Raw genomic sequence first — 24,439 nt, 5'->3', positions numbered from 1 at the left:
GCGTCTTCAGGCCGGCAGACGACTGCGTCGGATCGCCGTGGCGTTGGCGCGCGTCAGGAACAAGGATGACGCGGCGGCGTGGCTCGTCTCCTACAACCAATGGGAGCAGGACTTCGCCGGTTTCCTCGACGAGCAAAGCCGGTACGCGGACGGCAGCGTGAACGACGCGCACCAGCGGCTCGTCAAGGCCAGGCGCATGATCCGCAGACGCATCCGCGAGGACCAGCTGCTCACGTTCCTCGACGAGGAGCTCATGGCCGCCGGTCCGGTGCCGTCGACGAACAACCTCGTCGAATCATGGAACGGTCGGCTGCGTGACATGCTGCGCCATCATCGCGGCCTGCGCCTGATACGACGGCTGAAGGCGATCTGCTGGTGGTGCCACCAGCACACGGAACGCCCCGAGACGGACGCGTGGCTCGCGGCCAACGCGATCACCGACCGGCGGCTCGAGGACCTCTACAAGCACGCATGGGAGCAAAGCCCACAAGGCATGCACGAGACGTTCGGCATTCCCATGCGATACGGCACCGGCATCGACTGGAACGACTTCCACACCCACGTCGAATGGACATCAAACAACTAGGCCACCAGACACACAATTTGGCCTATAACCCGCATCCCAAGCACAAGAAATAGGGCTGGCTTCCTATCCTTAGAAGCCAGCCCTTATGCGATTGATAGAATCGAACCCACGTCGGCACTTTGCCGACCCGCTCAGTTTATCGCAGCACGCCAATCACACCCACTTGGATTCCGAATCGCCACTGCCTGGCTGATTCGGCACCAGAAGCTTCAGGATGCGATCCATGTCTTCCGGGGAAGAGAACACGATTTCGATGCGACCGTGCTTCTGCGTGCCCTTAATGGACACCTTGGTATCGAAATGATTTTCCAAGCTCTGCTGCACAGCTGAGCCAACCCACGGATTGGTCTTGGACTTCTTCGGTTTCTTCGGCTGCTCCCCCGACGCAATCTTCATCGCCACAATTTCTTCGGTGCTGCGCACAGAAAGACCTTCGGAGATAATGCGAGATGCCAGCTTGTCCATTTCCTCAGGATCGCTCAAGCCCAGCAGAGCGCGAGCATGACCAGAAGACAGCACGCCAGCAGCGACCTTCTTCTGCACTGCAGCAGGAAGATTCAGCAGACGCAGCATGTTGGCAATCTGCGGGCGAGACTTGGAAACCGACTTGGAAAGCTGCGCCTGGGTCAGACCGAACTCATCAATCATCTGCTGGTAGGCAGCCGCCTCTTCAAGAGGATTCAATGCCACGCGATGCAAGTTTTCCAGCAACGCGTCACGCAGCATGTCATCGTCAGCAGTGGTCTTGACGATGGCGGGAATGGTTTCCAAACCAGCCAGCTGCGACGCACGCCAACGGCGTTCACCCATAATCAGCTCATACGGGCTGTCCAGATGACCAGCGAACGGATTGGCAGACGATTCCTGATCGTCCTTCTTGGCTTTCGCTTCGGCAATCTGATCGGCCGGGCGCTTGCGCACCACAATCGGCTGCAAAACACCGACTTCCTTGATGGAGGCAGACAGCTCGTTGAGCTCATCCTCATCAAAAATGGTACGCGGTTGATGTACGTTCGGGCCAATGTCGCTGAGCTTCAACTCTGCAAGATAGCCGCCCTGCACAGGCTTTAGCTCAAGCTTCTCTTCGTCCTTACCGGATTTAGCGGTCTTAGCGGGCTTCGATGTTTCACGTGAAACATCCTTGCTCGTCGCCTTCGGGAGGTCGGCAACCGGAAGCTGCGGTTGAGGCGAATCCGAACCGAAGAACAAATCACTCGGGTGAGCAATATCATCCAATGCTGGCATGGCCGCGCGTTTGGCCATGTTCTTCTTCACATTGCTCGATGCCTTACCGGGAGTCGCCACCGAAGTAGCAGCAGAGGCCAGCACCTTGGTTGCCGACTTCGTTTCCGCCACCTTTTTGGCATTCTCAGGAGACTTTACTTTCTTCTCGACAGTCTCATCCCCTGGCAAATCAGGAAATAGTGCGCCGAGTCCCTTGCCCAATCGTGATTTCGATGCCATTATTTCCTCCTCGAATCAAGAGCGTCGAGTACATTCTGAGAGCGTCCAGCGATTTCCAGAGCGGCTTCACCATAAGCAATAGCACCCAAACCGCGAGGATCATAAGAGATAACCGATTGAGAGAAGCTCGGAGCTTCGGAAATCTTGACCGAGCGAGGAATCGTAGTATCCAGCACGATATTAGGATAGTGCCCCTTGACCTCGTTGTACACTTCCCTACTGAGCAGGGTACGACGATCGAACATCGTGACCAGCATAGTAGACACCAGCAGCACAGGATTGAAATGATCCTGAACCAGACCGATGGTGTTAATCAGCTGTCCCAGACCTTCCAATGCATAGTATTCAGCCTGAATCGGAATCAGCATCTCCGTCACCGCGCACATGGCATTAATTACCAACAGGCCAAGGCTCGGCGGGCAGTCAATGAAGACGTAATCATAATGCTTGTCGGACTGGCGCAGATACTGCTCAAGCGCTTCCTTCAACAAGGTATTGCGATTCGGCAAATCCGCAACCTCAAGTTCGGCACCACTCAAATCGATAGATGCCGGCACCACATCAAGCGTCGGGAAATCAGGGCAAACGCTGATGACATCTTCAATAGAGGAACGGCCTTCGAGCACATCGTATGTAGAAGGATCGCCAGAAGCATGAGGAACACCCAGTGCCGTGGAGGCATTGCCCTGAGGATCCATGTCGATGACCAGAACCTGAGCACCAAACTGTGCCATTGCAGCAGCAAGATTCACGGTGGAAGTAGTTTTACCTACACCACCCTTCTGATTGGCGACGGCAATCAGTCGAGTACGCTTCGGCTTCGTAAATACAGCCTGCTGCAGAGCCTCGTACCGTGAATTTTCATCGGCCATCTGGCTACCCAACCCAGAATTATCCCCACCAAAAATACGATGAAGGGTTTCGGAAGCAGACTCAATCACTTCCTCTTGATGATCCTTCATGGCCATCGCTTCTCCTTGCACTGATATAGTTTCAAGTCTTCCTATTCGCATGGACAGGGCGCGAAGTTATCCACTTTTTCAGACCCCAATGTGGATAACTGTGGATAAGTAGGTGTCTTCACCGCTGTCTTTTGCGTTTTTCCTTGCCAAAAATCCTTGATTTTTGAACGATTTCGAGCTTATCCACGTTTTTGCACTACCAATGTGGATAACTTAAGAGGCATGTGCAAAATGTGGATAAGTGGATAGTGGATACAATCACGCTCATCACCGCTTATCAACAATGACCACATGCGTCGGTTCCAGATTCGGACCCACAGGGGCCTCCACTACTCGCGCATTACGCCCACCGAAACGCTCTATCTGATCCTTTGCCTTGTCGAGCTCTACCTGTGCGGAACGACCCTTCAGAGCAATGAGTTGACCAGACGTCTTAAGCAACGGCAACGTCCACCCCGACAATTTGGTCATGGGGGCAACAGCTCGGCAGGTGACCACGGCAAATGGATGAATCTTATGCTTACGTACCTGAGCGATGACTTCATCGGAACGACCGCGAACCAATGTCACATTGTTCAGACCCATCAGATCCACACACTCGGTCAGCCAGTCGATACGACGTTCCATTGGCTCAATCAACGTAAATTTATGATCCGGGAGGCAAGCCGCAGCAACCAATCCCGGGAACCCACCACCACTGCCAACATCGGCCACCGTTTTAAATCGAGCCCCAGTGGTCGACTGCTGTACATATGGCACGATGGCTGCTGAATTCAGAATATGACGTTCCCAGATGATATCCACATCACGCGGACCGATAAGACCCCGAGGTTCGCCTTCGCTCTCGAGTTTCTTATGGAACAATTCGAGTTGAGGCAGCGCATCCCCAAGAATCTCGGACAGAACCGGAGATCCTTCCAAAGCGTCTGTCATGGTCACTCCCCTCTTGTGTTTCACGTGAAACATCACACATGGAATGAGGCGCCGCTGGTACGACGCCTCATAGACATGAAACCAAATGCAATCACATGCTGCTGAGATGTGGAACTACCGTTAAGCTCGGCTTTATCTCAACAGCATCCGAAATCACTCCTGGTCGAAATCCTCAGCGTCTTCGGAATCCTCGCTCTTATTGCGCAGGTAGACGGTCACATAACGATGAGGTTCTTCACCGTGAGAGCGGGACTTCAAGCCTTCCTCACGAACCACATCGTGTACGACCTTACGCTCGAAGGAATTCATCGGCTTCAAATCATATGGCTCGCCGGATTCCTTCACAGCATCAACGGCATCAAGAGCGATATCACGCAGGTGCTGACGCTTGCGCTTCAGGAAGCCATCCACATCGACAATCAGATGGGAACGCTCACCGGTCTTCTGCTGCACGGCAAGACGAGTCAGCTGCTGCAGAGCATCGACTACTTCACCATTGCGACCAATCAGATGCTTGATGTCGGTATCATCATCGGCAACGATCTGAATGGTCGGACGATTGTTGCGAATTCCCATTTCGATATCGCCTTCATAGTCAGCGATATCAAGCAAGCCCTCGAGGTAATCGGCAGCGATGTCAGCCTCTTCGTTGAGCTGGTCGATTGACTTCTCGTCATCCTGTGCCATGCGGTACTCCTTCTAACAAATGCTAAGTTTCAAGTCTAGGCCCTGTTTCCATGAACAAGGTCCAAAGTGTCGAATGTGCTCCATGTTTCACGTGAAACATGGAGCACATTCAATCAACAGATGGTTTTACTTGCGCTTGCGCTTACGCTGAGGCTGGACTCGCTGATAGCCCTTATTGTCCTTATGCTCAGCTGCTTCCTTGGCCTTGATCAGCTCCTCTTCTTCCAGAGAAGGCAGACCAGCCTTTTCGCGGCGAGCGTTCTCGCGGCGGTGATCACGCTTCTCCTTATCCTCGGCAGCCGGGGAGCCCGGAGTCGGGAAGTACGTGACCTGCCAGACCGTGCGGATCAAGTTGCAAACGTTGTTGGTCAGCCAGTAGACCAGCACAGCGAATGGCATGGCGATACCCGAGAAGATGTACATGATTGGGAAGATCCACAGCATCATCTTCTGCATGGACTCGGCCTGTTTGTTCATAGAAGCAGCGGCCATATTGCGCTTCATGCTGAAATACTGCACGAACCACAGGCAGAAGCACATCAACGCCACGAAGATGCCGATGACGATCTTGCCTGCGAAAGCGGCGGAAGTAAAGTTGTCAGTGACGCTAACGATACCGAACACATCGGTCTGGGTGAACTGCTTGGCAGTGGCCACATCGAATGCACCCAACGGTTCTTTACGCACACCATTGGCGATGTACGGAATAGCGGACAGCGTGTAGAACATGGCCATGAACACAGGGCCCTGAATCAGCATCGGCAAGCAGGATCCGGCCGGATTGGCGTTGTTGTCCTGATAGAGCTTCATCATTTCGCGGCTCTGAGCTTCCTTGGAAGCCTGATCCGTCTTGCCCTTGTACTTGTTCTGGATGCGCTGCATCTTCGGAGCAAGCGCCTGCATCTTGCGCATCGACTTGATCTGCTTGTAGAACAGCGGGAAGATGCAGATCTGCACCACCAGCACCAGGCAGATAATGGCAAGGACCCATGAAACGCCGATCTCGTTCATGCCGAGCAGCACGAAGAAATCATGCACAAGCTTCAGAATCCAAGTCTGGAGCCACTCGACCGGAGTCAGGAGCTTATAGAAGAATCCCCAGAATCCGCTATCGAGAAGGAATTGGTTTGGATTAGTCATCGATGGGCCTCTCCTTGGGTCGTGGCCAATGGTGTCAGTCGAGGTTCCTCATGAGCCTTCGACCAAGAAAATCTATAAAAAATTGAATATTGTTGCGGCACGTCGTCTATTCCCCCGCGACTCCACGGCCGGCAACGAAGCAATCGCAATACGGCGAGCACTCCCCCTTTGAAAGCGCCATACCGTTCGAAAGCCTCAATGGCGTAATTTGAGCATGACGGATAATACTTACAACAAGGCGGTGTATTCGCGGAAATGTGACGCTGGTACCAGCGCACACCGCAAATCATCACCGCCTTGATGGAAGTAGACATATCACTTCGCCTTGTTCGCCACGGCAGCAAAGCATTTGGCAATTTGGTGGTCCAAGGACTCAAACGAAGCGGAAGCTGCGCTCGGCTTGGCGCGCAACACAATGTCGCAATGTTCCGGGAGTTGGTGCTCATGCATCCTGGCCAGGACTCGGAACCTGCGCTTCACCGTGTTACGGGTAACCGCTTTACCTACGGATTTGGAGACGGCTAAACCCAGGCGACGATGATTCGCCTGGTCGTCATGCTGTTCGTCGAGCACCAGATAATGCACGACGATGTCTCTGCCACCGACTTTTCGCCGACGTTGTAATACGCCGACAAAATCACGATGGCTTTGAAGCCTCTCCACCTCGACTATGCCGCTGTGGTAATGATCGCTACGATCAGGCGGACAGGTTCTTGCGGCCCTTGGCGCGACGGCGGTTGATCACCGCGCGGCCGGAACGGGTGCGCATACGCAGGCGGAAGCCGTGCTTCATGTGACGACGACGGTTGTTCGGCTGGAACGTCCTCTTCATATCAATGCTCCTAGGTCTATTTGGCAACGCTTCGCGCTGCCCTCACGTGAGTCAAGCTATACCAACGTACTCTCAACCCTGGTCACAAGTCAAAATAAGGCACGAGTTTTCACATTTCGACACAGTGCCCGCAACACGCCGAAGACCTGAGAAGTGGCGTAATATCAACCGTTTCGCCCTAAAAGTTATCCACAAATTACATTGATGTTATTCACAATCCAGCATTTCCAACACGCAACACGGTGGATAACTTCCGTGGATAGTAGTAAACATTACCTATTGTATCCATGTACGTACGAGCAAGAAGAAGGGGTCTTTATGGCTGGTTCATCTGCCGACCCCGCGGTCGAGGCAGCCCGCATCTGGTCGGATGCGCTCACCATGCTCAAACACAGCAATTCGCTGACCCCGAGAGAGAAGGGTTGGCTCGAAGGTGTGGTTCCCGAAGGTGTATTCGGTTCCACCATTGTGCTGTGCGTGGAGTCCAATGACACGTTGCAGGCCATTCAGGGCAATCTCAATGAGCAACTGCTGCGCACTTTGCAAACCGTGACCGGCATCACGATGTTCCCGGCTTTCAAGGTTGCGCCGAAGCCCAGCAAGCCTGCGCCTGCCGCAACAGCCCAGCCGAAGGAATCGTATCCTCGGGAAAGCGCACCTACGGTCGCCGAGTTCGGTCGCGACCCTTATGGTCTCAAACAGCCTGAGCCAGTGGCGAAGCCCGAACCGAAGTATTCGCCGGTGCCGGCTTCCGAACCGCAGCAATATCCGGTCGGTGGGCAGAAGATGAATCTCGATCCGGAGACTCATCTCAATAAGAACTTTACGTTTGATTCCTTTGTGCCTGGCGATTCCAACCGTTTCGCCCGTACCGTGGCACTTGCGGTGGCCGAGGGATCGGGCCAGGACTTCAATCCGTTGTGTATTTATGGCGGATCCGGTTTGGGCAAAACCCATTTGCTCAACGCCATCGGCAACTATGCGCTGGTCAAGGATCCGAATCTGAAGGTTCGTTATGTAACCAGTGAGGAATTCACCAACGAATTCATCGATGCGTTGCAGAACCCGAACCAAAGCCAAGGCCAGATTGCTGCATTCAACCGCCGTTACCGTCAGGTCGATGTGCTGCTGATCGACGATATTCAGTTCCTCGGTGGCAAGGAAGCAACGTTGGATCAGTTCTTCCATACGTTCAATTCCTTGCATCAGGCGAATAAGCGCATCGTCATCGCGTCCGATGTGGCGCCGAAGAACTTGAAGGGCTTTGAAGCTCGACTGATTTCCCGCTTCGAATCCGGTCTGACCGTAGACGTCAAGCCGCCGGATCTGGAGACCCGTATCGCCATTTTGAGGATGATCGCCTCAATGAACGGCTCCAAGATTCCAAGCGACGTGCTGGATTTGATTGCCGAACGTTTTACGGAGAACATTCGAGAGCTGGAAGGTGCGCTTACCCGCGTAACCGCAGTGGCTTCACTGAGCAATCAGCCGGTGACTCGTGCTCTTGCCGAGCAAACGTTGCAGGATTTCTTCACTACCGACGTAGAAATCAAGCCCACGGACATCATCGGGCAGGTGGCCAAGTACTTCCATTTGACGTTTGATGATCTGGTTGGCCGTTCTCGTACCAAGAATGTGGCTTTGGCTCGCCAAATTGCCATGTATCTTGCCCGTGAAATGACCAGTATGAGCTTGCTGGATATCGGTGAAGTGTTCGGTGGACGCGATCACACCACCGTAATGCACGCATATACGCGTGTCAGCGATGAAATGCAGCAGAAGCAGGAGATCTATACCTACGTTACGGAGCTCACTGTTCGTCTGAAGCAAAATAACGCTGAATGACACAAGCCGTTTGACAGACCGTTTTCGCCACTTTTTCCAGAGGCATCAGAAAAAACGTCAAAATCGGTCTCCAGAATCGATTCTCCTCGATGATATTCGGGTTCAACACGCCGTGCGCCTGACGAAAAAGCATCAAAGTTATCCACATAGTTATTCACAAATGTGGGTAAAGTCTGCGGATAACTCGTGGATTACCCACTCATTTTCGGTGGAAAACTCGTGTATAAATCGCGTTTTGATGTGGAAATCTGAAAAGCATCAAAAATCCTGTGGATAACTCGGCTGTTTATCCACCGTTATGCAGAAGTTATCCACATTTGGAAATCTCTCGCGACGCGTTGCGGCAGAATACTTTTCCCCACTTATCCACACTATCCACCGCGCTTATTATGTAGATTACTTACAGGGTACTTAGAAAAGCATCGTCACCACAGCAACTGCCCGAGCTTTACCCGAATCAACTTCGCCGCCTAACGGCTAGAATGTTCTTCAGCAAATTCAGACGAAGGGAAAACCCACATGAAAGTCGAAATCGATACCGCGGCCTTGGCCGATGCCGTAGCCTGGACGTCTCGCGTCATCGACGCTCGACCCTCCAATCCAATTCTGGCTGGCGTTCGCCTCGAAGCCATCGATGGCACGCTCCAGTTCTCAGCCTTCAACTACGAGATTTCCGCTCGCCACCACATCGAAGCTGGCGTGGACGAAGCAGGTTCCGTTCTGGTTCTGGGCAAGCTGTTAGCAGATATCACCAAGTCGCTGCGCTCCGAGAAGACCTACTTGAGCACCAGCGATTCCACGCTGACCATCACCGCTGGCAAATCCACGTTCACTTTGCAGCTCATGCCGGATACCGAATACCCGGATTTGCCCACCGTGCCTCCGGCACTTGGCCAGGTTGATGCCCCGACTTTCGTGCAGGCAGTGAATCAGGCTTCCGTGGCAGTGTCTCGCGAAGAAAATCGCCCGGTTTTGACTGGTGTTCGTATGCAATTCCAAGGCGACAAGGTTGTTATGACCTCCACCGATCGTTTCCGTTTGGCTCGCGCCACCTTCACTTGGACTCCGCAGGACCCGGCCGTGGAAACCACCACGCTGGTTCGCGGCTCCCTGCTTAAGGATGTGGCTCGTTCTCTGGATGAGCACCAGAATATTCGTCTCGACTTCGATGCCGATAACCCAACGCTTCTGGGCTTCGAGAATGCGGGTCGTGTTTCCACTTCCCAGCTCATTGATGGTGAATTCCCGGCAGTCGATCGCCTGTTTGCAGACGAATACCCGATTCAGGCCGTGGTGAACAAGCAGGATCTGCTCGACGCCATCAGCCGTGTGGCACTGGTTGCCGAACGCAACGCTCCGATTCGCATGTCCTTCACCGGTCAGGAAGTCGCACTGTCCGCTGGTTCCGCTGATGAGGCTCAGGCCAACGAAACCTTGGACATCGACATGGATGGCGACGACATCACCGTGGCATTCAACCCCTCCTACTTGAAGGAAGGCCTTTCCGCCATCGCCGAGCCATTCGTCCGCATCAAGATGACCACCCCGGTCAAGCCGGTTGAGTTCAACGGTCAGCAGGAAGCCGACTCCGACGAGTCGATGGATTACCGCTACCTGCTGGTGCCGATGCGCTTCAACAGCTGAGGCAACCGACCGGATATCAAGAAGAAATCGTTCACATACTGATGTACGTTTCGCGTCTCGCACTCGACCACTACCGCTCCTGGAGCCAGGTAGTGGTCGATTTTGTACCAGGCGTGAATCTCATAGTGGGGAAAAATGGGCTTGGTAAAACCAATCTGGTAGAAGCCGTGGAAATCCTCTCTACCGGAGCCAGCCACCGCACCTCCAGCACCTTGCCTCTTATCGAACGAGGGCAATCCACCGCTACGATTCGCGCGAACGTGGTAGGCGCTGAATCAGCGGACGATACCGACCAAGTCACCACCTACGAGGCATCCATTCATGCACGCGGTGCCAATCGAGCCCGCATCAACTCCGGTTCATCGCTCTATCTGCGCGACATCGTCGGCCAAATCCCCTCAGTGGCCTTCACACCCGAGGACCAGCGTCTCGTTTCAGGAGATCCAGCTGCCCGGCGAACCCTGCTGAATCAAGCCGGTGCATTGCTTGAACGCGGCTACCCCGAAGCATTGCAGCAGTTCACGCGCATCGCCAAGCAGCGTGCCACCTTACTGAAACAGCTCAATGCCAGTTCCAATACTGGGCAGCCGGTAGACGCTGTCTTAAGCGGGCTGGAAATCTGGACTGGGCAGTTCATCGAAGCTGGCATTGTCTTGACTCGTATGCGCAAGCGCATCATTGATTTGCTCGCCGAACCATTTGCTGCAATCTATCGTGAACTTGCCGGCGAGACCGAGCAGGTGACACTCAGCTACGTGCCCTCATTCGACGAAGTACTGCTCTTTGACGAGCCTCATAACGCCATCAGTGAGCATTTCCAGCGCATCTACCCCGGAGAAGTGGCCCGCGGTGTGAATCTTATCGGCCCGCAGCGCGATGATCTCAGCCTGGAACTCTTCGATATTCCCGCCAAGGAATTTGCGTCCAACGGTGAAATGTGGACTATGGCATTGGCACTGAAAATGGCCTTGTTCCAAGTGATTCGAGAGCAGCTGGGCATGCGTCCGATTGTGATTCTCGATGATGTGTTCGCCCAGCTGGACGATAGCCGCCGCAGCCAGATTCTTGATTTCGCAGCCCAGCAAGAGCAGGTGCTGATTACCGTGGCATCCGAAGGTGATGTGCCGGAATCCGCGCACACCATGCTGGGTGAGAAGGCTCATGTGATTGATGTGGCCGCACTCAAGGATGCATTCAAAGATCCATTCGCTGATTTGGTACAGCAGGTGCGAGCATGATTCCGCCAGTGGCTTTTCGTCTTCATCTTGACCAGACCAAGCTGGCCTGCGAAGTTTTTGAACGAATCTCACGACGTGGAGCACTGCTGAATGATCGTCAGCATCTTCAGCAGAGACGTGAAGAAGCCATCGAAAACTTCGGTAAACCCGGGCGCGATCCCGCTGAACTCGGCAATGTGATGTCTACCATCGCCGGCAATGGCGTGTGGAGTACGAACCTGAAACTGGCGCAGTTGCGCAACCATTGGGACCAAGTAGTAGGCCCAGGCGTCGCTGCGCATTCAGCTGTGGCCGACTTCAGCGGCGGTGTGCTGACCATTCGTGCCGAATCCACGGTCTGGGCCACTCAGCTGACGTATCTGATTCCACAGCTGACTGAAACCATCCGCGGCAATCTCAAAGGATTGACCATCAACGAGATACGCGTGACCGGTCCGGCCGTGGGATATTCGCGCAAATGGGCCAGAAGAAAGTAGAAGGCAATAAAAGCCTCGCTATGGCGCTCGTCGTGCTAAACGAGTAAAATCACATGCAGTATGGTCAAAAGGCTAGAAGAGCCCTTTACGGGCTTCTTAAGCCATATCGCCCCTGCAAAAGACGAGATTTGCAAGGCTGACCTGGTAGTTACGGAAGGAAGCCTGTTGGCAGACGAAACCAGCAAAGAGGAGCAGCTGAAGGCGGCTGCAGAGCATATCAATAATGCGGAACTCACTGAAGGCGAACTCGACGAATCCATGGCCCCCGAACATTATGAGGCCTCTGATCTGAGGGTGTTGGAAGGCCTGGAGGCCGTGCGTATCCGCCCGGGTATGTACATCGGTTCCACCGGCCCGCGCGGCCTGCACCACTTGGTCTACGAGATCGTCGACAACTCGGTCGATGAGGCTTTGGCGGGATACGCCAGCCATATCGAAGTCACCATTCTGCCGGACAACGGCATTCGCGTGGTGGACGACGGCCGAGGCATCCCAGTTGACGAAGTGCCCGGCGAAGGCGTCTCCGGTGTGGAAACCGTGATGACCAAGCTGCACGCCGGCGGCAAGTTCGGCGGTGGCGGCTACGCAGTCTCCGGTGGTCTGCACGGCGTAGGCATCTCCGTGGTGAACGCACTCTCCACTCGCGTGGACATCGAAGTGCGCCGCCAGGGCTTCCACTGGACCCAGACCTACATCGACCAGCACCCCACCGCTCCGCTGAAGCAGGGTGAGCCGATGGCTGAAGGCGAGTCCACCGGTACTTCCGTGACCTTCTGGGCCGATCCGAAGATCTTTGAGACCACGGTCTACGACTTCGAAACGTTGCGTTCCCGCTTCCAGCAGATGGCCTTCCTGAACAAGGGCCTAAAGATCAGCCTGACCGATCTGCGTGAACCTGATCAGGCCGGCGATGAAGTGGCTGGAGACAATGCGCCGGAAGCCGGCGAAACCCACCAGACTGTGACCTACCAGTACCTGAACGGTATCAAGGATTACGTGGATTATCTGGTCAAGTCCCGCAAGGCCAACCCGGTTGAGGAAGAAGTCATCAGCTTTGAAGCCGAGGATCTGAAGCTCGGCATCTCCGCCGAACTGGCTATGCAGTGGACCACCGCCTACTCTGAGGCAGTGCACACCTTCGCCAACACCATTTCCACCACCGAAGGCGGCACCCACGAGGAAGGCTTCCGTGCAGCGCTGACTTCGCTGGTCAACCGTTACGCACGCGAGAAGAGCATCCTCAAAGACAAGGACGAGAACCTCTCCGGTGACGATGTGCGCGAAGGCCTGACCGCCGTAATCTCTGTCAAGCTCACCAACCCGCAGTTCGAAGGCCAGACCAAGACCAAGCTCGGCAACTCCGAAGCCAAGACCTTCGTGCAGCGCGTGATGACCGACAAGCTCGGCGATTGGTTCGACTCCCACCCGGCTGAGGCCAAGAACATCATTCAGAAGGCCATCGAGGCCTCCCGTGCTCGTCTGGCCGCGAAGAAGGCTCGTGAGAACACGCGTCGCAAGTCCATCTTCGAGTCTGCCGGCATGCCGGATAAGCTCAAGGACTGCCAGTCCTCGAATCCGGAGGAGTGCGAGCTGTTCATCGTGGAGGGTGATTCCGCAGGTGGCTCCGCCATTCAGGGCCGTAACCCGATCACCCAGGCCATTCTGCCGCTTCGAGGCAAGATTTTGAACACCGAGCGTGCCAGCCTGGACCGCATGATGAAGTCCGACACCATTGAATCGCTGATCACCGCGGTCGGCGGCGGCTATGGTGAGGACTTCGACATCTCCAAGGTTCGCTATCACAAGGTCATCATCATGGCCGATGCTGATGTGGATGGTGCCCACATCGCCACGCTGAATCTGACCCTGTTCTTCCGCTACATGCGCCCGATGATCACCGCAGGCTACGTGTACGTGGCCATGCCGCCGCTGTACCGACTGAAGTGGACCAAGGGCCCGCACGACTTCGTCTACACCGATGCCGAGCGCGACCGCGTGCTCGCCGAAGGCAAGGCCGCTGGTCGTCAGCTGCCCAAGGGCGAAGGCATCCAGCGCTACAAGGGTCTGGGCGAGATGAGCTACCAGGAGCTGTGGGAAACCACTATGGACCCTGAACACCGCATCCTCAAGCAGGTGCACATCGAAGACGCCGCAGCCGCTGACGAGACCTTCTCCATGCTGATGGGCGACGAAGTGGAACCCCGCCGACTCTTCATCCAACGCAACGCCAAGAACGTCCGCTGGATTGACGCCTGACGGAATCTCCAGTCTCCCTCTGATGAGGGAAATGTCACCGTGAAGCGGTGACGGGGAGAGACCACGTTTGAGCTTTTTAAAACACCAAAGGAATGGTAATAAGTGGCAGACGAAACAAATAACACCCCGGGCGGTGTCAACGACAACACCGACGGCGCCGACGAGCAGTTCGTTCCGGACGGCTCTATGGAGCCGTTGAGCCCGCAGGAAGCGGACAACACCGATTACGGTCTGATGACTGGAGAACGCATCCAGCGCAAGGATCTGCAGCAGGAAATGCGTGAATCCTACCTGGCCTACGCACTCTCCGTGATCGTGGAGCGTGCACTGCCGGATGTGCGCGACGGTATGAAGCCGGTGCACCGCCGTGTGGTGTACGCCATGTACGACGGCGGCTACCGCCCGGACCGTGGCTACAACAAGTGCTCCCGTGTCGTGGGCGATGTGATGGGTAAGTACCACCCGCACGGTGATGCCGCCATCTACGACACCCTCGTGCGTATGGCACAGTCCTGGTCGATGCGCTACCTGCTGGTCGATGGTCAGGGCAACTTCGGCTCCCCCGGTGACGATCCCGCAGCAGCCATGCGTTACACCGAATGCCGTATGGCTCCGCTGGCTATGGAAATGGTGCGCGACATCGACAAGGACACCGTCGATTTCGTGCCGAACTACGATGGCAAGACCCAAGAGCCGACCGTGCTGCCGGCCCGCTTCCCGAACCTGCTGGTCAACGGTTCCGCAGGTATCGCAGTCGGTATGGCCACCAACATTCCGCCGCACAACATGCGCGAAGTGGCTGAAGGCGTGCATTGGGCGCTGGAGCATCCGGATGCCAGCCGTGAAGAGCTGCTGGAGAACTTGATCCGCATCATCAAGGGACCGGACTTCCCCACTGGAGCCACCATTCTCGGCCACAAGGGCATCGAACAGGCCTACCGTACAGGCCGTGGCCTCATCACCATGCGTGCCGTGGTCAACACTGAGGAAATCAACGGCCGTATGTGCCTGGTGGTCACCGAGCTGCCGTATCAGGTGAATCCGGACCGCTTGGTCGTCTCCATTCGCGAGGCTGTGCGTGATGGCAAGATTCAGGGCATCGCCGACATGCGCGATGAAACCTCCGGTCGTACCGGCCAGCGCCTTGTGCTTGTGCTGAAGCGCGATGCTGTGCCGAAGGTGGTGCTGAACAACCTGTACAAGCACTCCCAGCTGCAGCAGACCTTTGGTGCCAACATGCTGGCATTGGTCGACGGTGTGCCGCGTACGCTGTCTCTGGATGCATTCATTCGTCACTGGGTGGATCACCAGCTTGACGTGATTGCTCGCCGTACCGCATACCTGAAGCGTGAGGCTGAAGAGCGCGATCACATCCTGCAGGGCTATCTGAAGGCCCTTGACATGCTCGACGAGGTCATTGCCTTGATTCGAGCCTCTGAAGACACGGATACCGCTCGTACCGGCTTGATGCAGCTGCTCGACATCGATCAGGTACAGGCCGATGCCATTCTGGCCATGCAGCTGCGCACGCTGACCCGCATGAACCGCGACAAGATCGTCAACGAGCATGAGGAACTGCAGCGCAAGATCGCCGATTACATCGATATCCTGGCCCGTCCGGAACGCCAGCGCAAGATCATCGGCGACGAGCTCGATGAGATTGTGGCCAAGTACGGCGACGAACGCCGCACCAAGATCCTGCCGTTCTCCGGCGAGATGAACGTTGAAGACCTGATCGCTGAAGAGAACGTGGTGGTTACCGTAACCCACTCCGGTTTCATCAAGCGCACCAAGGCCGACGAATACCGCGCCCAGCACCGCGGCGGCAAGGGCATCAAGGGCACCAAGCTGCGCGAGGATGACGTGGTCGATCACTTCTTCCTGACCTCCACGCACAACTGGCTGCTGTTCTTCACCAACAAGGGTCGCGTGTACCGCATCAAGGCATACGAGCTGCCCGAGGGCTCTCGTGATTCCAAGGGCCAGCATGTGGCCAACCTACTGCAGTTCGCTCCGGACGAGCAGATTCAGGCCGTGCTGTCCATCCCGAACTACGAGGTGGCTAAGTACTTGGTGCTCGCCACCCGCTCCGGCAAGGTCAAGAAGACGCCGCTGGCCGAATACGACTCCCCACGTCAGGGCGGTCTGATCGCCGTGCGTCTGATGGCCGACGAAAACGGCGAGAACGCTGACGAGCTGATCGGTGCCGCACTGTGCAACGCCGAGGATGACATCATCCTGGTCTCCAAGCTCGGCATGAGCCTGAAGTTCCAGGCTGATGACGATCAGCTGCGACCGATGGGCCGCCAGACCGCAGGCGTGCAGGGCATGAAGTTCCGTGAAGGCGACAACCTGCTGGCTATGGATGTGGTGCCGAACGATTCCGACAAGGACCTGTTCGTGGTCACCAACGAAGGCTTCGCCAAGCGCACCGCCATTTCGGAATACCGTCTGCAGGGCCGTAATGGCCTTGGTGTGAAGGCAGTTCAGCTGGTTGAAGGCCGTGGCTCCCTGGTGGGTGCTCTGGTGGTTTCCGAAGACGATCAGGTTATGGCCATCATGAAGTCCGGCAAGGTGATTCGCTCCAACGTGAATGAAGTCAACCGCACTGGCCGCACCACGCAGGGCGTAACCTTCGCCAAGCCAGACAAGGGCGACGAAATCCTCTCCATCGCTCGTAACGAGGAAAAGGACGAGCCGGAAGAGGAATCCACCACTGAGGCTGCACAGTCCGGTGAAGCCGCTGAAACCCCGCAATCCGGCGAGAATGTGAACAACACGGACGAGGCATGAGCCGCGTCCTGAAAAGCTGGTAGCCTCTCTAACAGCAGAGGCTACCAATAGCCTGTTTAAGGAGAAACGATGAGCGAGAATCTCGAAGGCAACGAGCCGGTTATTCAGCCCGCAGCCGTAACCCCAGCGAACGAACCCGTCGAGCCGCTGATCGGCTCTCATCAGGGTGCTCCGCGTGTGGCACGTTCTGTATCCAGTGATCCGGAGGAGTCCGCTCTGCCGAACGGCAGCACTCCGACCACCTCGCGCCCGAATGTGCGCCGCACCCCGCGTGCCCGCCGTATGAGCCTGTCTCTGACCCGCGTGGACGCCTGGTCCGTGGCCAAGGTGTCGTTCATGCTTTCCATCGCCGGTGCCATCATTCAGATTGTGGCCGCCGCCATCGTGTGGCTGCTGCTGGATGCCGTTGGCGTGTTTAACCAGCTCACCCAGATCGTGTCCGCCACCGGTCTGAACGCCGACTTCGATCTGAAGAACGTGCTGTCTCTGACCACCGTGGTCTCCGGCATGACCATCTTCTCCATCGTGGAAGTGGTGCTCTTCACCCTGCTGACCACCATCATCGCGCTGATCTACAACGTGGTCAGCTCCCTAGTCGGCGGCGTGCACCTGACCTTGGGTGACGACTGATTCGCATCCAATACCAACTACAGAAAAAGCGGCTCCTCGGAGCCGCTTTTCTATTATCAGCATCGGCCTGCAGCCTCGGAAGAATCTATCGGCCGAAGGACGATTCCTAGGCGGATTCGCGCTGGGCGATGTGGAAGTCGGCTACGATGCGTTGGCGTTTGCGGTCGGATTCGTCGTCGATACGTTCGATGAGCATGTCGACGGCCTTTTGCGCCACCATTGGGATATCCACGGCCACTGTGGTCAGAGAGGGCGTCATAATGGCTCCCATTTCGATGCCGTCGAAGCCCATTACCGCAATATCGTCGGGCACGCTGAGGCCAATATCCTTCAGTCCGCGAATCACGCCGAATGCGGTGGTGTCGGTCATGCAGAACAGGGCATCGCAGGAGCGCACAATATCGGCGTTCTGGATGATTGCCTGACGGGCATCAGTGTCATTCCAAGGCGTTGCGATAATCGGCACACTCATCCAATCCACGCCCAGCGTGTCAAACGCATTGCGGCAACCCATCAGACGGCGATGGCGGGTGTCATTGGAATCAAATGTTTCATGCTCATCGAGGCTCTCGCCCAGTCCGCCGATAATGCCGATATGTCTTTTGCCGGTACTCCACAAGTATTCAATGGCGGCCTGTGCACCGGTCTCGCTGGGCGTCAAGATCGTATCGATATCCTGCTGAGGGCGATCATCATCCAACAGCACGGTCGGTCGGTGATTCGACAACTGCTCAATTTCCGCTGCGGACAGGCGACTGGAACTGAAAATCAAGCCATCGCAGAACTGATTGGAGACTCGTTCGATGATGGAACGCTCGTTATCCGCATTGATACGGGTTTCCTGCACCACGGTCTGGTAGCCGCGCTTTTCCGCCGCTTGGGAAATCAGCGAGGCGAGCTGAGACGGATAGGGACGGTCAAGCTCGAAGATGGCGAGGCCAATGGTACTGAAATTACGCCCGTGACGGCTTGCGGAGACGCGCAGGCTGCGGGCAGACAGGCTAGTGGTGTTGAGCCGGTAGTGCAGCTTATCTGCAGCCTCGCGCACACGCTGTGCCGTCTCTGGCGTGACGTTCGTATTGCCGCGCAGCACGTTGGAAACCGTCATTGCGGAGACTCCGGCCTCGCGCCCGACATCTTTCATGGTGACCATAGAAACCCCTTTGCTGTTCACCAATATACAAAACAGGGTGGTTTATCGTTACATTGCTCGTTTTGAACCGCACCTCCGATCATCGAATCTGAATTACTTCAGTCCAACAATCGTGGTGCTGTTCAGTATCGTGACACCCCTCTTTTGTCATTTTTGTGACCGGTTACGTAGGTTGTGTATGCTTGGTAAATGCGTGACGATGGCGTCTCTTATCGATCGTCATCACAGGCATTAATCAATGCCGTTAGGCTCACTAACGGTTAGGAATCGCTACGGTAGCGATAGTCGGTCATCGGTGACTGCGAGACGGCTGACGGAAGGACGAGGAGGTCTCCTCTATGGCTGCAAGCAATGTGCAGAAAATATTTGGAGGAGTGGTCGCTGCGGCGACACTATGCGCCGGAATATTAGTAGTTCCGGCGGCATACGCAGAAGACACAGATAATCCTGTGCCAGCTACGGGAACCACATACTATGTGGATTGTTCCGCGAAAGAGAACGGTAACGGAACTGATCAAAATAGTCCGCTGAACTCATTCGCTGCAGCGAACAGTGTGACGCTGCAGGCTGGCGATCAGCTACTGTTCAAGCGTGGCACTACCTGCACCGGTGACAGTCAAACCGTTGATGGCGCTACCATCAAAGCTGCACTGCGCATCGTGAACGTAAAAGGTACTGCCGAAGCTCCCGTCATCATCAGTGATTACGGTGACGCTAACGCGGACGCGCCAAAGCTCGCTGGCGATGGCGTGGCCGATGTGGTACTGCTGCGCAATAGCGAATACATCACTGTGCAGAATCTTGATATCAGCAACACCGATCCTGAAGCGGACCACTATAAATACATGCGTCGCGGTATTACGGCAGAAAACGATAATGCCGGCGAACTGAGCGGCATCGTGATTCGCAACAATGCCATCCATGATATTTACGGCGAAAAGCAGAAGGATCTGGGCGGTTCGGCCGCAATCCAACTGGAAAATTACGGTCGTTCCATTCCGGTTGATGGCGCAACGCAAACCAAAGGCAGCATTAAATCCGATACGTCCCGCAAGACCCCTTCCTGGTTCAATGATGTACAGATTGTGGGCAATACGATCACCGATGTGAACCGCTCTGGCATCAATATGTCGTCCGACTTCCGTTGCCGTGAAGACGTGGCTTGGGAGTGTGGTGTTTCCGGATCGCTGCGTGACCAATATGCGTGGACTCCGAACACCAACCTGTACATTGCCGAAAACACGCTGAAGAATATTGGCGGCGACGGTATCGTCGTGCAGATGTCTGACGGCACAGTTGTGGAAAAGAACTATCTGGAAAACGCGGCAAGCGTATCTGGACAAGGTTCCAACGCCGGTATCTGGAATTGGAATTCGGATAACACACTGTTCCAGTACAACGAAGTGACCAATACGCAAAAGACCAGCGGTAACAACGATGGCACTGCATGGGACTTCGATTACGGCACCCGTAACACCGTATTCCAATACAATTACAGCCATGACAACGCCGGTGGTGCCACGCTCGTATGCGCCTGCACCGACTGGTACAAGTGGCAGAACAACAATGCTGAACTGATTGGCACAGCGCTGGGCGGCACCTTCCGTTACAACCTGTCCGTCAACGATGGTGTGGCAAGCAAACCTTGCGACGGCTCATCCAACACCTACCGCACCGTGACGCTCGACGGCATCACCGATATGAACTATTACAACAACACAACCATTCTGCCCAAGGGAACCAACGTCACGTTCTCGAATAATGCGCAGAACGCGGGCGTTACCTACAACAACAATGTGATTATCGCTCAGGACGGCACCGCTATGGCCGACCAGAACGACAAGCTCAACTCCGATGGCTTCCAAATCAACTACGGCAACAACCTGTATGTTGGCGGAGACAAAAACATGTGGGCTAAGGTGAACGAAAACGGCAACAAGTACGTTGCTCTTGCCGATTACATTGCTGCCACTGGTCTTGATCTTGAGGCTGTGGCCAAGGGCGATCTGAGCACGCTGTACTCCGCCAAAGCCACGGCATATGCGGCCGGCAAGGGGCGTGCAATGGCCACGGACAACTTCCCATTCGCCATCAGCAACACCTATCTGACTGGTGACAATGCTCTGAAGACTCGTGACTTCCCTCACGGCTTCAATCACGCCAAGCAGACCTACGGCACCCAGCATGTGGTGTCTGGCTGGTCTGCTCCAGCAGTAGGAGCCTTCCAAGGATCCGACACCACTGAAACCGGTGATGTGGCTGATCTGGCTGCCGGCAAGTCGGTGACTATTGACGCTCCGGGCAATGCCACCTTGGAAATCAAGGCCACTACTGCAAGCGATGCCGTGCTTGAAGCCGGCTTGGCCAATGACCGTGATTATGTGCAGAAGACCTCAGGTGCAGGCGAGCAGGTATTGCATGTGCGCACGTCGTCTGATGTGTCCAAGGTGACGTTGACCAATGCCGGAAAGTCCGGTGAGATTACTGGCATCAGCGTCAAAACCGTGTACGACCAGCTGTGGGATGGTTCATTCGAGAACATTAATCTCGGCACCAACAGTGAGCCGTGGAACGGCATTTCGCCTTGGACGCCGGCGAACCGAGACCGTTCCAAGAACCGCGACACGTACAAGGATTCCAGATTCAAGCGTTACCGCTCTGATCTGAACCAGACTGATGCTGTTGTTTCCGGTGAGCGTGCTGCCAAGTTGGGCAAGAGTGATGGCGTCTCATTCACGCAGATTGACCAGCGTAATATTCCGGCTGAGCCTGGCAAGACCTATGAGCTTGGCTTCTGGATCACCACCGGTGCCAGCAATGATGAGACACCTTCTACGGTGAGCGCCACCGTGCGCTATCGCAAGGAAGGCTCCGGCGCAGGCGGCAACTTCAGCCAGTACTCCACCGCACTGCTGAATAAGACCGTGGATGCCGAAACCGCAAAGGGCGGCGAGAAAGTCTACGTATCCGGAACATTCACTGTGCCGTGGGATGCTGCTGCCGATAGCGCGCTGTGGGTCAATATTCAGCAGCCGGATTTGGCTGACTCGTCCGCTGCATACGTGGATAACGTCACGTTGGTTGAGGCTGCTGCTCCAGCTACGGATATCGAATCCATTGCTGTGACCAAGCAGCCATCCAAGGCTGATTACCAAATTGGTGAGTCGCTGGATACAGCTGGTTTGGAAGTCACTGCTACCTTGGCTGACGGTACTACGCGCGTGCTCGATGCATCCGAATACACATTGCTGGGCTTCGACTCCTCCAAGGCCGGCGTGGTGCCGGTGACGGTCAAGCTTAACGTTGATGGCAGCAAGGTGGCACGATTCCGCGTGCGAGTGCAGAACGTGACCAACTTGGCGAACAAGTTCTGCTCGTCTGCAGCTGCTTCCGATGTGCAAACCAAGTGGGGCACGTCGAGCGCAAAGTACACTTGCGATAACAACCTGTCGACCAACTGGTCGAATTGGAAGGACTCGTCCGAAACCGCTCCAGCCAACCCATCATGGTTGAACTGGACCTTCGATCAGAAGTATGAGCTGAGCAAGCTGGAATTCTATCTCGACCAAACCAAGGCCGAGGCGGCACCTGAGCAGTTCAAGGTGCAGTATCTTGCCGACGATGGCAGTTGGGTGGATACCGACATCATCGGAAAACCTGATGCCAGTAACCCGTCCACGCCAACTACCGTGGATCTGAACAGTCTGCCGGCAACCAAGGCCATTAGCCTGATCATCACTCCTGCCAACTATGGCAGTGACTACCCATACTCCAAGGTGGCTGAGGTGAAGATCTTCCAGGCTGCCGACCCGCTGCCGACGCTCGATTCGCTGAAGATTGCAGCCGAACCGAGCCAGACCGAATACACGGAGGGTGACATGTTCTCCGCATCCGGACTCAAGGTGCAGGGTACGTGGTCGGATGGCAGCACCGATGAGCTGTCGTCTGGCGAATACACGCTGGCAGCCACCAATGCTGCCGGTGAAGCAGTGGACCTTGACCAGCCGCTGCCAGCCGGTGACCTGACCATCACAGTCACTTCTGCTGACAATGCTGAAGCCAAGGCCACATTTACGGTAACGGTTGCTCACAAGCAGCCGGAACCGGAGCCTGAACTGACGATTACGAGTATTGCTGTGGCGCAGAACCCGACCAAGACCACATATACGGTCGGTGGCCAGTTCTCTGCAGACGGCTTGAAGGTGAATGCGGCGCTGTCTGACGGCACCACACGCGAACTTGGCGCAAGCGAATACAAGTTGACTGCCTTCGATGCCTCCGATAACCCGGTTGACTTGACCAAGCCGTTCACCACGGCCGGCGAGTTCAATGTTGTGGTGACGCTGAAGTCCGACACTACCAAGACCGCCACGTTTACCGTGACCGTCAAGGCTAAGGGCAACAGCAATCAAAACAAGCCCAGCACTCAAAAGGGCGACAAGCTGACCGATACCGGTTCGTCGGTGACGATTATCGCTGGTGTGGTGGTTGCTCTGGTGATTGTGGGAGGTGTTCTGCTCATCAACCGTAAGCGTCACTAATCATTGACGAACGGCTGTTTGGCCGGAAAGCCTTTGTGTGTTCGCGCAAGTCACGTATGGTGCGCGAACATACAAAGGCTTTTGTCGTGCAAATCGTTTGTAAGTTCGCGCAGGGGTCGTGGATTGCGTGAACATACAAACGAATCAGCGCGGCAAACCTACGCTGACTGCCGAGTCACAATCTCGGTGGGCAGTAGTTTGACGGTTTGATGATCCACTACCTCGCCGTGCAGCATACGGAGCAACAGCTGCGACATCACACGGCCATGCAGCCACGAATCCTGTCGCACTGTAGTGAGCTTTGGATCCATCATCGTGGCAATCGGGGAATCATCAAAACCAGTGACCGCAATATCTTCGGGCACCCGATAGCCGAATCGACGCAGCTGATTAATCACGCCAATGGCGATATTGTCGTTGGCGCATACGATACCGTCGAGGTCATGAAGCATCGGCTGGAATTCAACTGCCGCCATCTCACCGCTGGCGATTTCCCAATCGTCGGCGTAATACACATGACTGTCATCGAAATATGCTCCCATAGCTTGTTTGAAGCCGTGCAGTCGCTTGCTTGACGATGGCGAGTAACCAGGCCCGCACACATAGGCCAGCCTGATTTTCCCTTGGTCCAGCAAATACCGGGTAATACTGCACTGACCGTCGGCGTTAGCGAAATCCACGGCTGGGTAGGAAACTGCGGTACTGCGATCGCTGGCTTCGGACAATACCACCGGACGATGCGCAGTGCGGAAAATATTGATCAGCGAATCATCCTCACTTAAGGAGAACAACAGATACCCATCGGCGAAGTCGCTTTGTACCAGCTGTGCTATGCGCTGTGTGGAATCCTCGGAATTGGCGATGAGCGTGACCATCTGATAGCCGGCATCGCCCAAGGTTTGATTGGCTTCCGCCATAGCGGCGGCAGTACTTGCTTGCAGCAGGGTGGCTATGGATTCGACCTGCACGATGAAGGCAACAGTTGAGGTACGCTGCTGAGCCAGTGAGCGAGCCGCTTTGTTCGGCGTGTAATGAGATTCTTCGATGGCCTTGGCGATGCGGCGCGCGGCATCGGTGGAAACATGCTCATTGCCGTTAAGGTATCTGGAAACAGTGCCGTAGGACACTTCGGCTAAGCGGGCCACATCTCTAATGGTCACTTTTTTGGTCGCTATTGCTGTGCGAGACATGTGGATATCCGCTTTCCTTAGTGAATTGCTTCATTGCAGTACATAATGGTAACCGGTTACGGCAAGATG

Annotated in this window: 18 protein-coding genes and 1 pseudogene; 9 read left to right on the top strand and 10 right to left on the bottom strand. The window is 55.5% G+C overall.

Annotation, left to right across the window (positions count from 1 at the left end):
• Positions 1-586 (top strand): annotated as a pseudogene (locus tag Tam1G_RS01235) (IS256 family transposase); the annotation flags it as partial.
• A gap of 153 nt (positions 587-739) precedes the next feature.
• Here Tam1G_RS01235 and Tam1G_RS01230 read toward each other — a convergent pair.
• The 8 genes from Tam1G_RS01230 to rpmH form a co-directional block, all read right to left on the bottom strand.
• Positions 740-2,050: a ParB/RepB/Spo0J family partition protein gene (locus Tam1G_RS01230; protein ID WP_101625168.1), complete on the bottom strand. Its 1,311-nt coding sequence runs from the start codon at positions 2,048-2,050 to the stop codon at positions 740-742.
• Positions 2,050-3,018 carry a ParA family protein gene (locus Tam1G_RS01225; protein WP_165781861.1) on the bottom strand — a complete coding sequence of 323 codons (969 nt, stop codon included), beginning with the start codon at positions 3,016-3,018 and terminating at the stop codon, positions 2,050-2,052. Before Tam1G_RS01225 ends, Tam1G_RS01230 begins: the two co-directional genes overlap by 1 nt.
• Positions 3,019-3,279: 261 nt before the next feature.
• Positions 3,280-3,945, bottom strand: a complete 666-nt coding sequence (gene rsmG, locus Tam1G_RS01220; RefSeq protein ID WP_101625167.1) for a 16S rRNA (guanine(527)-N(7))-methyltransferase RsmG — start codon at positions 3,943-3,945, stop codon at positions 3,280-3,282.
• Between the two features lie 153 nt (positions 3,946-4,098).
• The gene (locus Tam1G_RS01215) at positions 4,099-4,632 is read right to left on the bottom strand and encodes a Jag family protein (protein WP_101625166.1); all 534 of its coding nucleotides are present in this window, start codon (positions 4,630-4,632) and stop codon (positions 4,099-4,101) included.
• Positions 4,633-4,758: 126 nt separating this feature from the next.
• Complete coding sequence (gene yidC / locus Tam1G_RS01210) at positions 4,759-5,772, bottom strand: membrane protein insertase YidC (protein ID WP_101625165.1); 1,014 nt, start codon at positions 5,770-5,772, stop codon at positions 4,759-4,761.
• A complete protein-coding gene (yidD, locus tag Tam1G_RS01205) occupies positions 5,769-6,086 on the bottom strand; it encodes a membrane protein insertion efficiency factor YidD (RefSeq protein WP_101625164.1) in 318 nt (105 codons plus the stop codon). Before yidD ends, yidC begins: the two co-directional genes overlap by 4 nt.
• A 1-nt stretch (position 6,087) precedes the next feature.
• Positions 6,088-6,435: a ribonuclease P protein component gene (gene rnpA / locus Tam1G_RS01200; RefSeq protein WP_101625163.1), complete on the bottom strand. Its 348-nt coding sequence runs from the start codon at positions 6,433-6,435 to the stop codon at positions 6,088-6,090.
• Positions 6,436-6,469: 34 nt separating this feature from the next.
• A complete protein-coding gene (gene rpmH / locus Tam1G_RS01195) occupies positions 6,470-6,604 on the bottom strand; it encodes a 50S ribosomal protein L34 (protein ID WP_003825298.1) in 135 nt (44 codons plus the stop codon).
• A gap of 318 nt (positions 6,605-6,922) precedes the next feature.
• Between rpmH and dnaA the strand changes: the two genes are divergently transcribed.
• From dnaA to Tam1G_RS01155, 7 genes are all read left to right on the top strand, one after another.
• The gene (gene dnaA / locus Tam1G_RS01190; protein WP_101625162.1) at positions 6,923-8,449 is read left to right on the top strand and encodes a chromosomal replication initiator protein DnaA; all 1,527 of its coding nucleotides are present in this window, start codon (positions 6,923-6,925) and stop codon (positions 8,447-8,449) included.
• A gap of 519 nt (positions 8,450-8,968) precedes the next feature.
• The gene (gene dnaN, locus Tam1G_RS01180) at positions 8,969-10,093 is read left to right on the top strand and encodes a DNA polymerase III subunit beta (protein WP_033891492.1); all 1,125 of its coding nucleotides are present in this window, start codon (positions 8,969-8,971) and stop codon (positions 10,091-10,093) included.
• A 41-nt stretch (positions 10,094-10,134) separates the two neighbouring features.
• Positions 10,135-11,331 (top strand): DNA replication/repair protein RecF, encoded by a 1,197-nt coding sequence (gene recF / locus Tam1G_RS01175; RefSeq protein ID WP_101625161.1) that lies wholly within the window; start codon positions 10,135-10,137, stop codon positions 11,329-11,331.
• Positions 11,328-11,807: a DciA family protein gene (locus Tam1G_RS01170; protein ID WP_101625160.1), complete on the top strand. Its 480-nt coding sequence runs from the start codon at positions 11,328-11,330 to the stop codon at positions 11,805-11,807. The genes recF and Tam1G_RS01170 overlap by 4 nt, the downstream gene beginning before the upstream one ends.
• Positions 11,808-11,972: 165 nt before the next feature.
• Positions 11,973-14,063 carry a DNA topoisomerase (ATP-hydrolyzing) subunit B gene (gene gyrB / locus Tam1G_RS01165; RefSeq protein WP_033891644.1) on the top strand — a complete coding sequence of 697 codons (2,091 nt, stop codon included), beginning with the start codon at positions 11,973-11,975 and terminating at the stop codon, positions 14,061-14,063.
• A 186-nt stretch (positions 14,064-14,249) separates the two neighbouring features.
• A complete protein-coding gene (gyrA, locus tag Tam1G_RS01160; protein ID WP_101625173.1) occupies positions 14,250-16,856 on the top strand; it encodes a DNA gyrase subunit A in 2,607 nt (868 codons plus the stop codon).
• Positions 16,857-16,925: 69 nt separating this feature from the next.
• Positions 16,926-17,486 carry a DUF3566 domain-containing protein gene (locus Tam1G_RS01155; protein ID WP_033891487.1) on the top strand — a complete coding sequence of 187 codons (561 nt, stop codon included), beginning with the start codon at positions 16,926-16,928 and terminating at the stop codon, positions 17,484-17,486.
• Positions 17,487-17,592: 106 nt separating this feature from the next.
• Here the strand turns inward: Tam1G_RS01155 and Tam1G_RS01150 are convergent, their stop codons facing one another.
• Entirely contained in the window at positions 17,593-18,639 is a 1,047-nt protein-coding gene (locus Tam1G_RS01150) for a LacI family DNA-binding transcriptional regulator (RefSeq protein ID WP_101625159.1), read from the bottom strand.
• 338 nt (positions 18,640-18,977) lie between these two features.
• On the opposite strand from Tam1G_RS01150, the gene Tam1G_RS01145 reads away from it, so the two are divergent.
• Positions 18,978-23,180, top strand: coding sequence for a bacterial Ig-like domain-containing protein (locus Tam1G_RS01145; protein WP_081890082.1), 4,203 nt, complete (start codon positions 18,978-18,980; stop codon positions 23,178-23,180).
• A 158-nt stretch (positions 23,181-23,338) separates the two neighbouring features.
• On the opposite strand, the gene Tam1G_RS01140 is transcribed toward Tam1G_RS01145, so the two are convergent.
• Entirely contained in the window at positions 23,339-24,370 is a 1,032-nt protein-coding gene (locus tag Tam1G_RS01140) for a LacI family DNA-binding transcriptional regulator (RefSeq protein WP_033891485.1), read from the bottom strand.
• Positions 24,371-24,439: the final 69 nt, after the last annotated feature.

Origin of the sequence: Bifidobacterium imperatoris (assembly GCF_002860405.1) — a bacterium.
Taxonomy (GTDB): domain Bacteria; phylum Actinomycetota; class Actinomycetes; order Actinomycetales; family Bifidobacteriaceae; genus Bifidobacterium; species Bifidobacterium imperatoris.
This window is presented reverse-complemented; position numbering and strand designations above follow the sequence as displayed.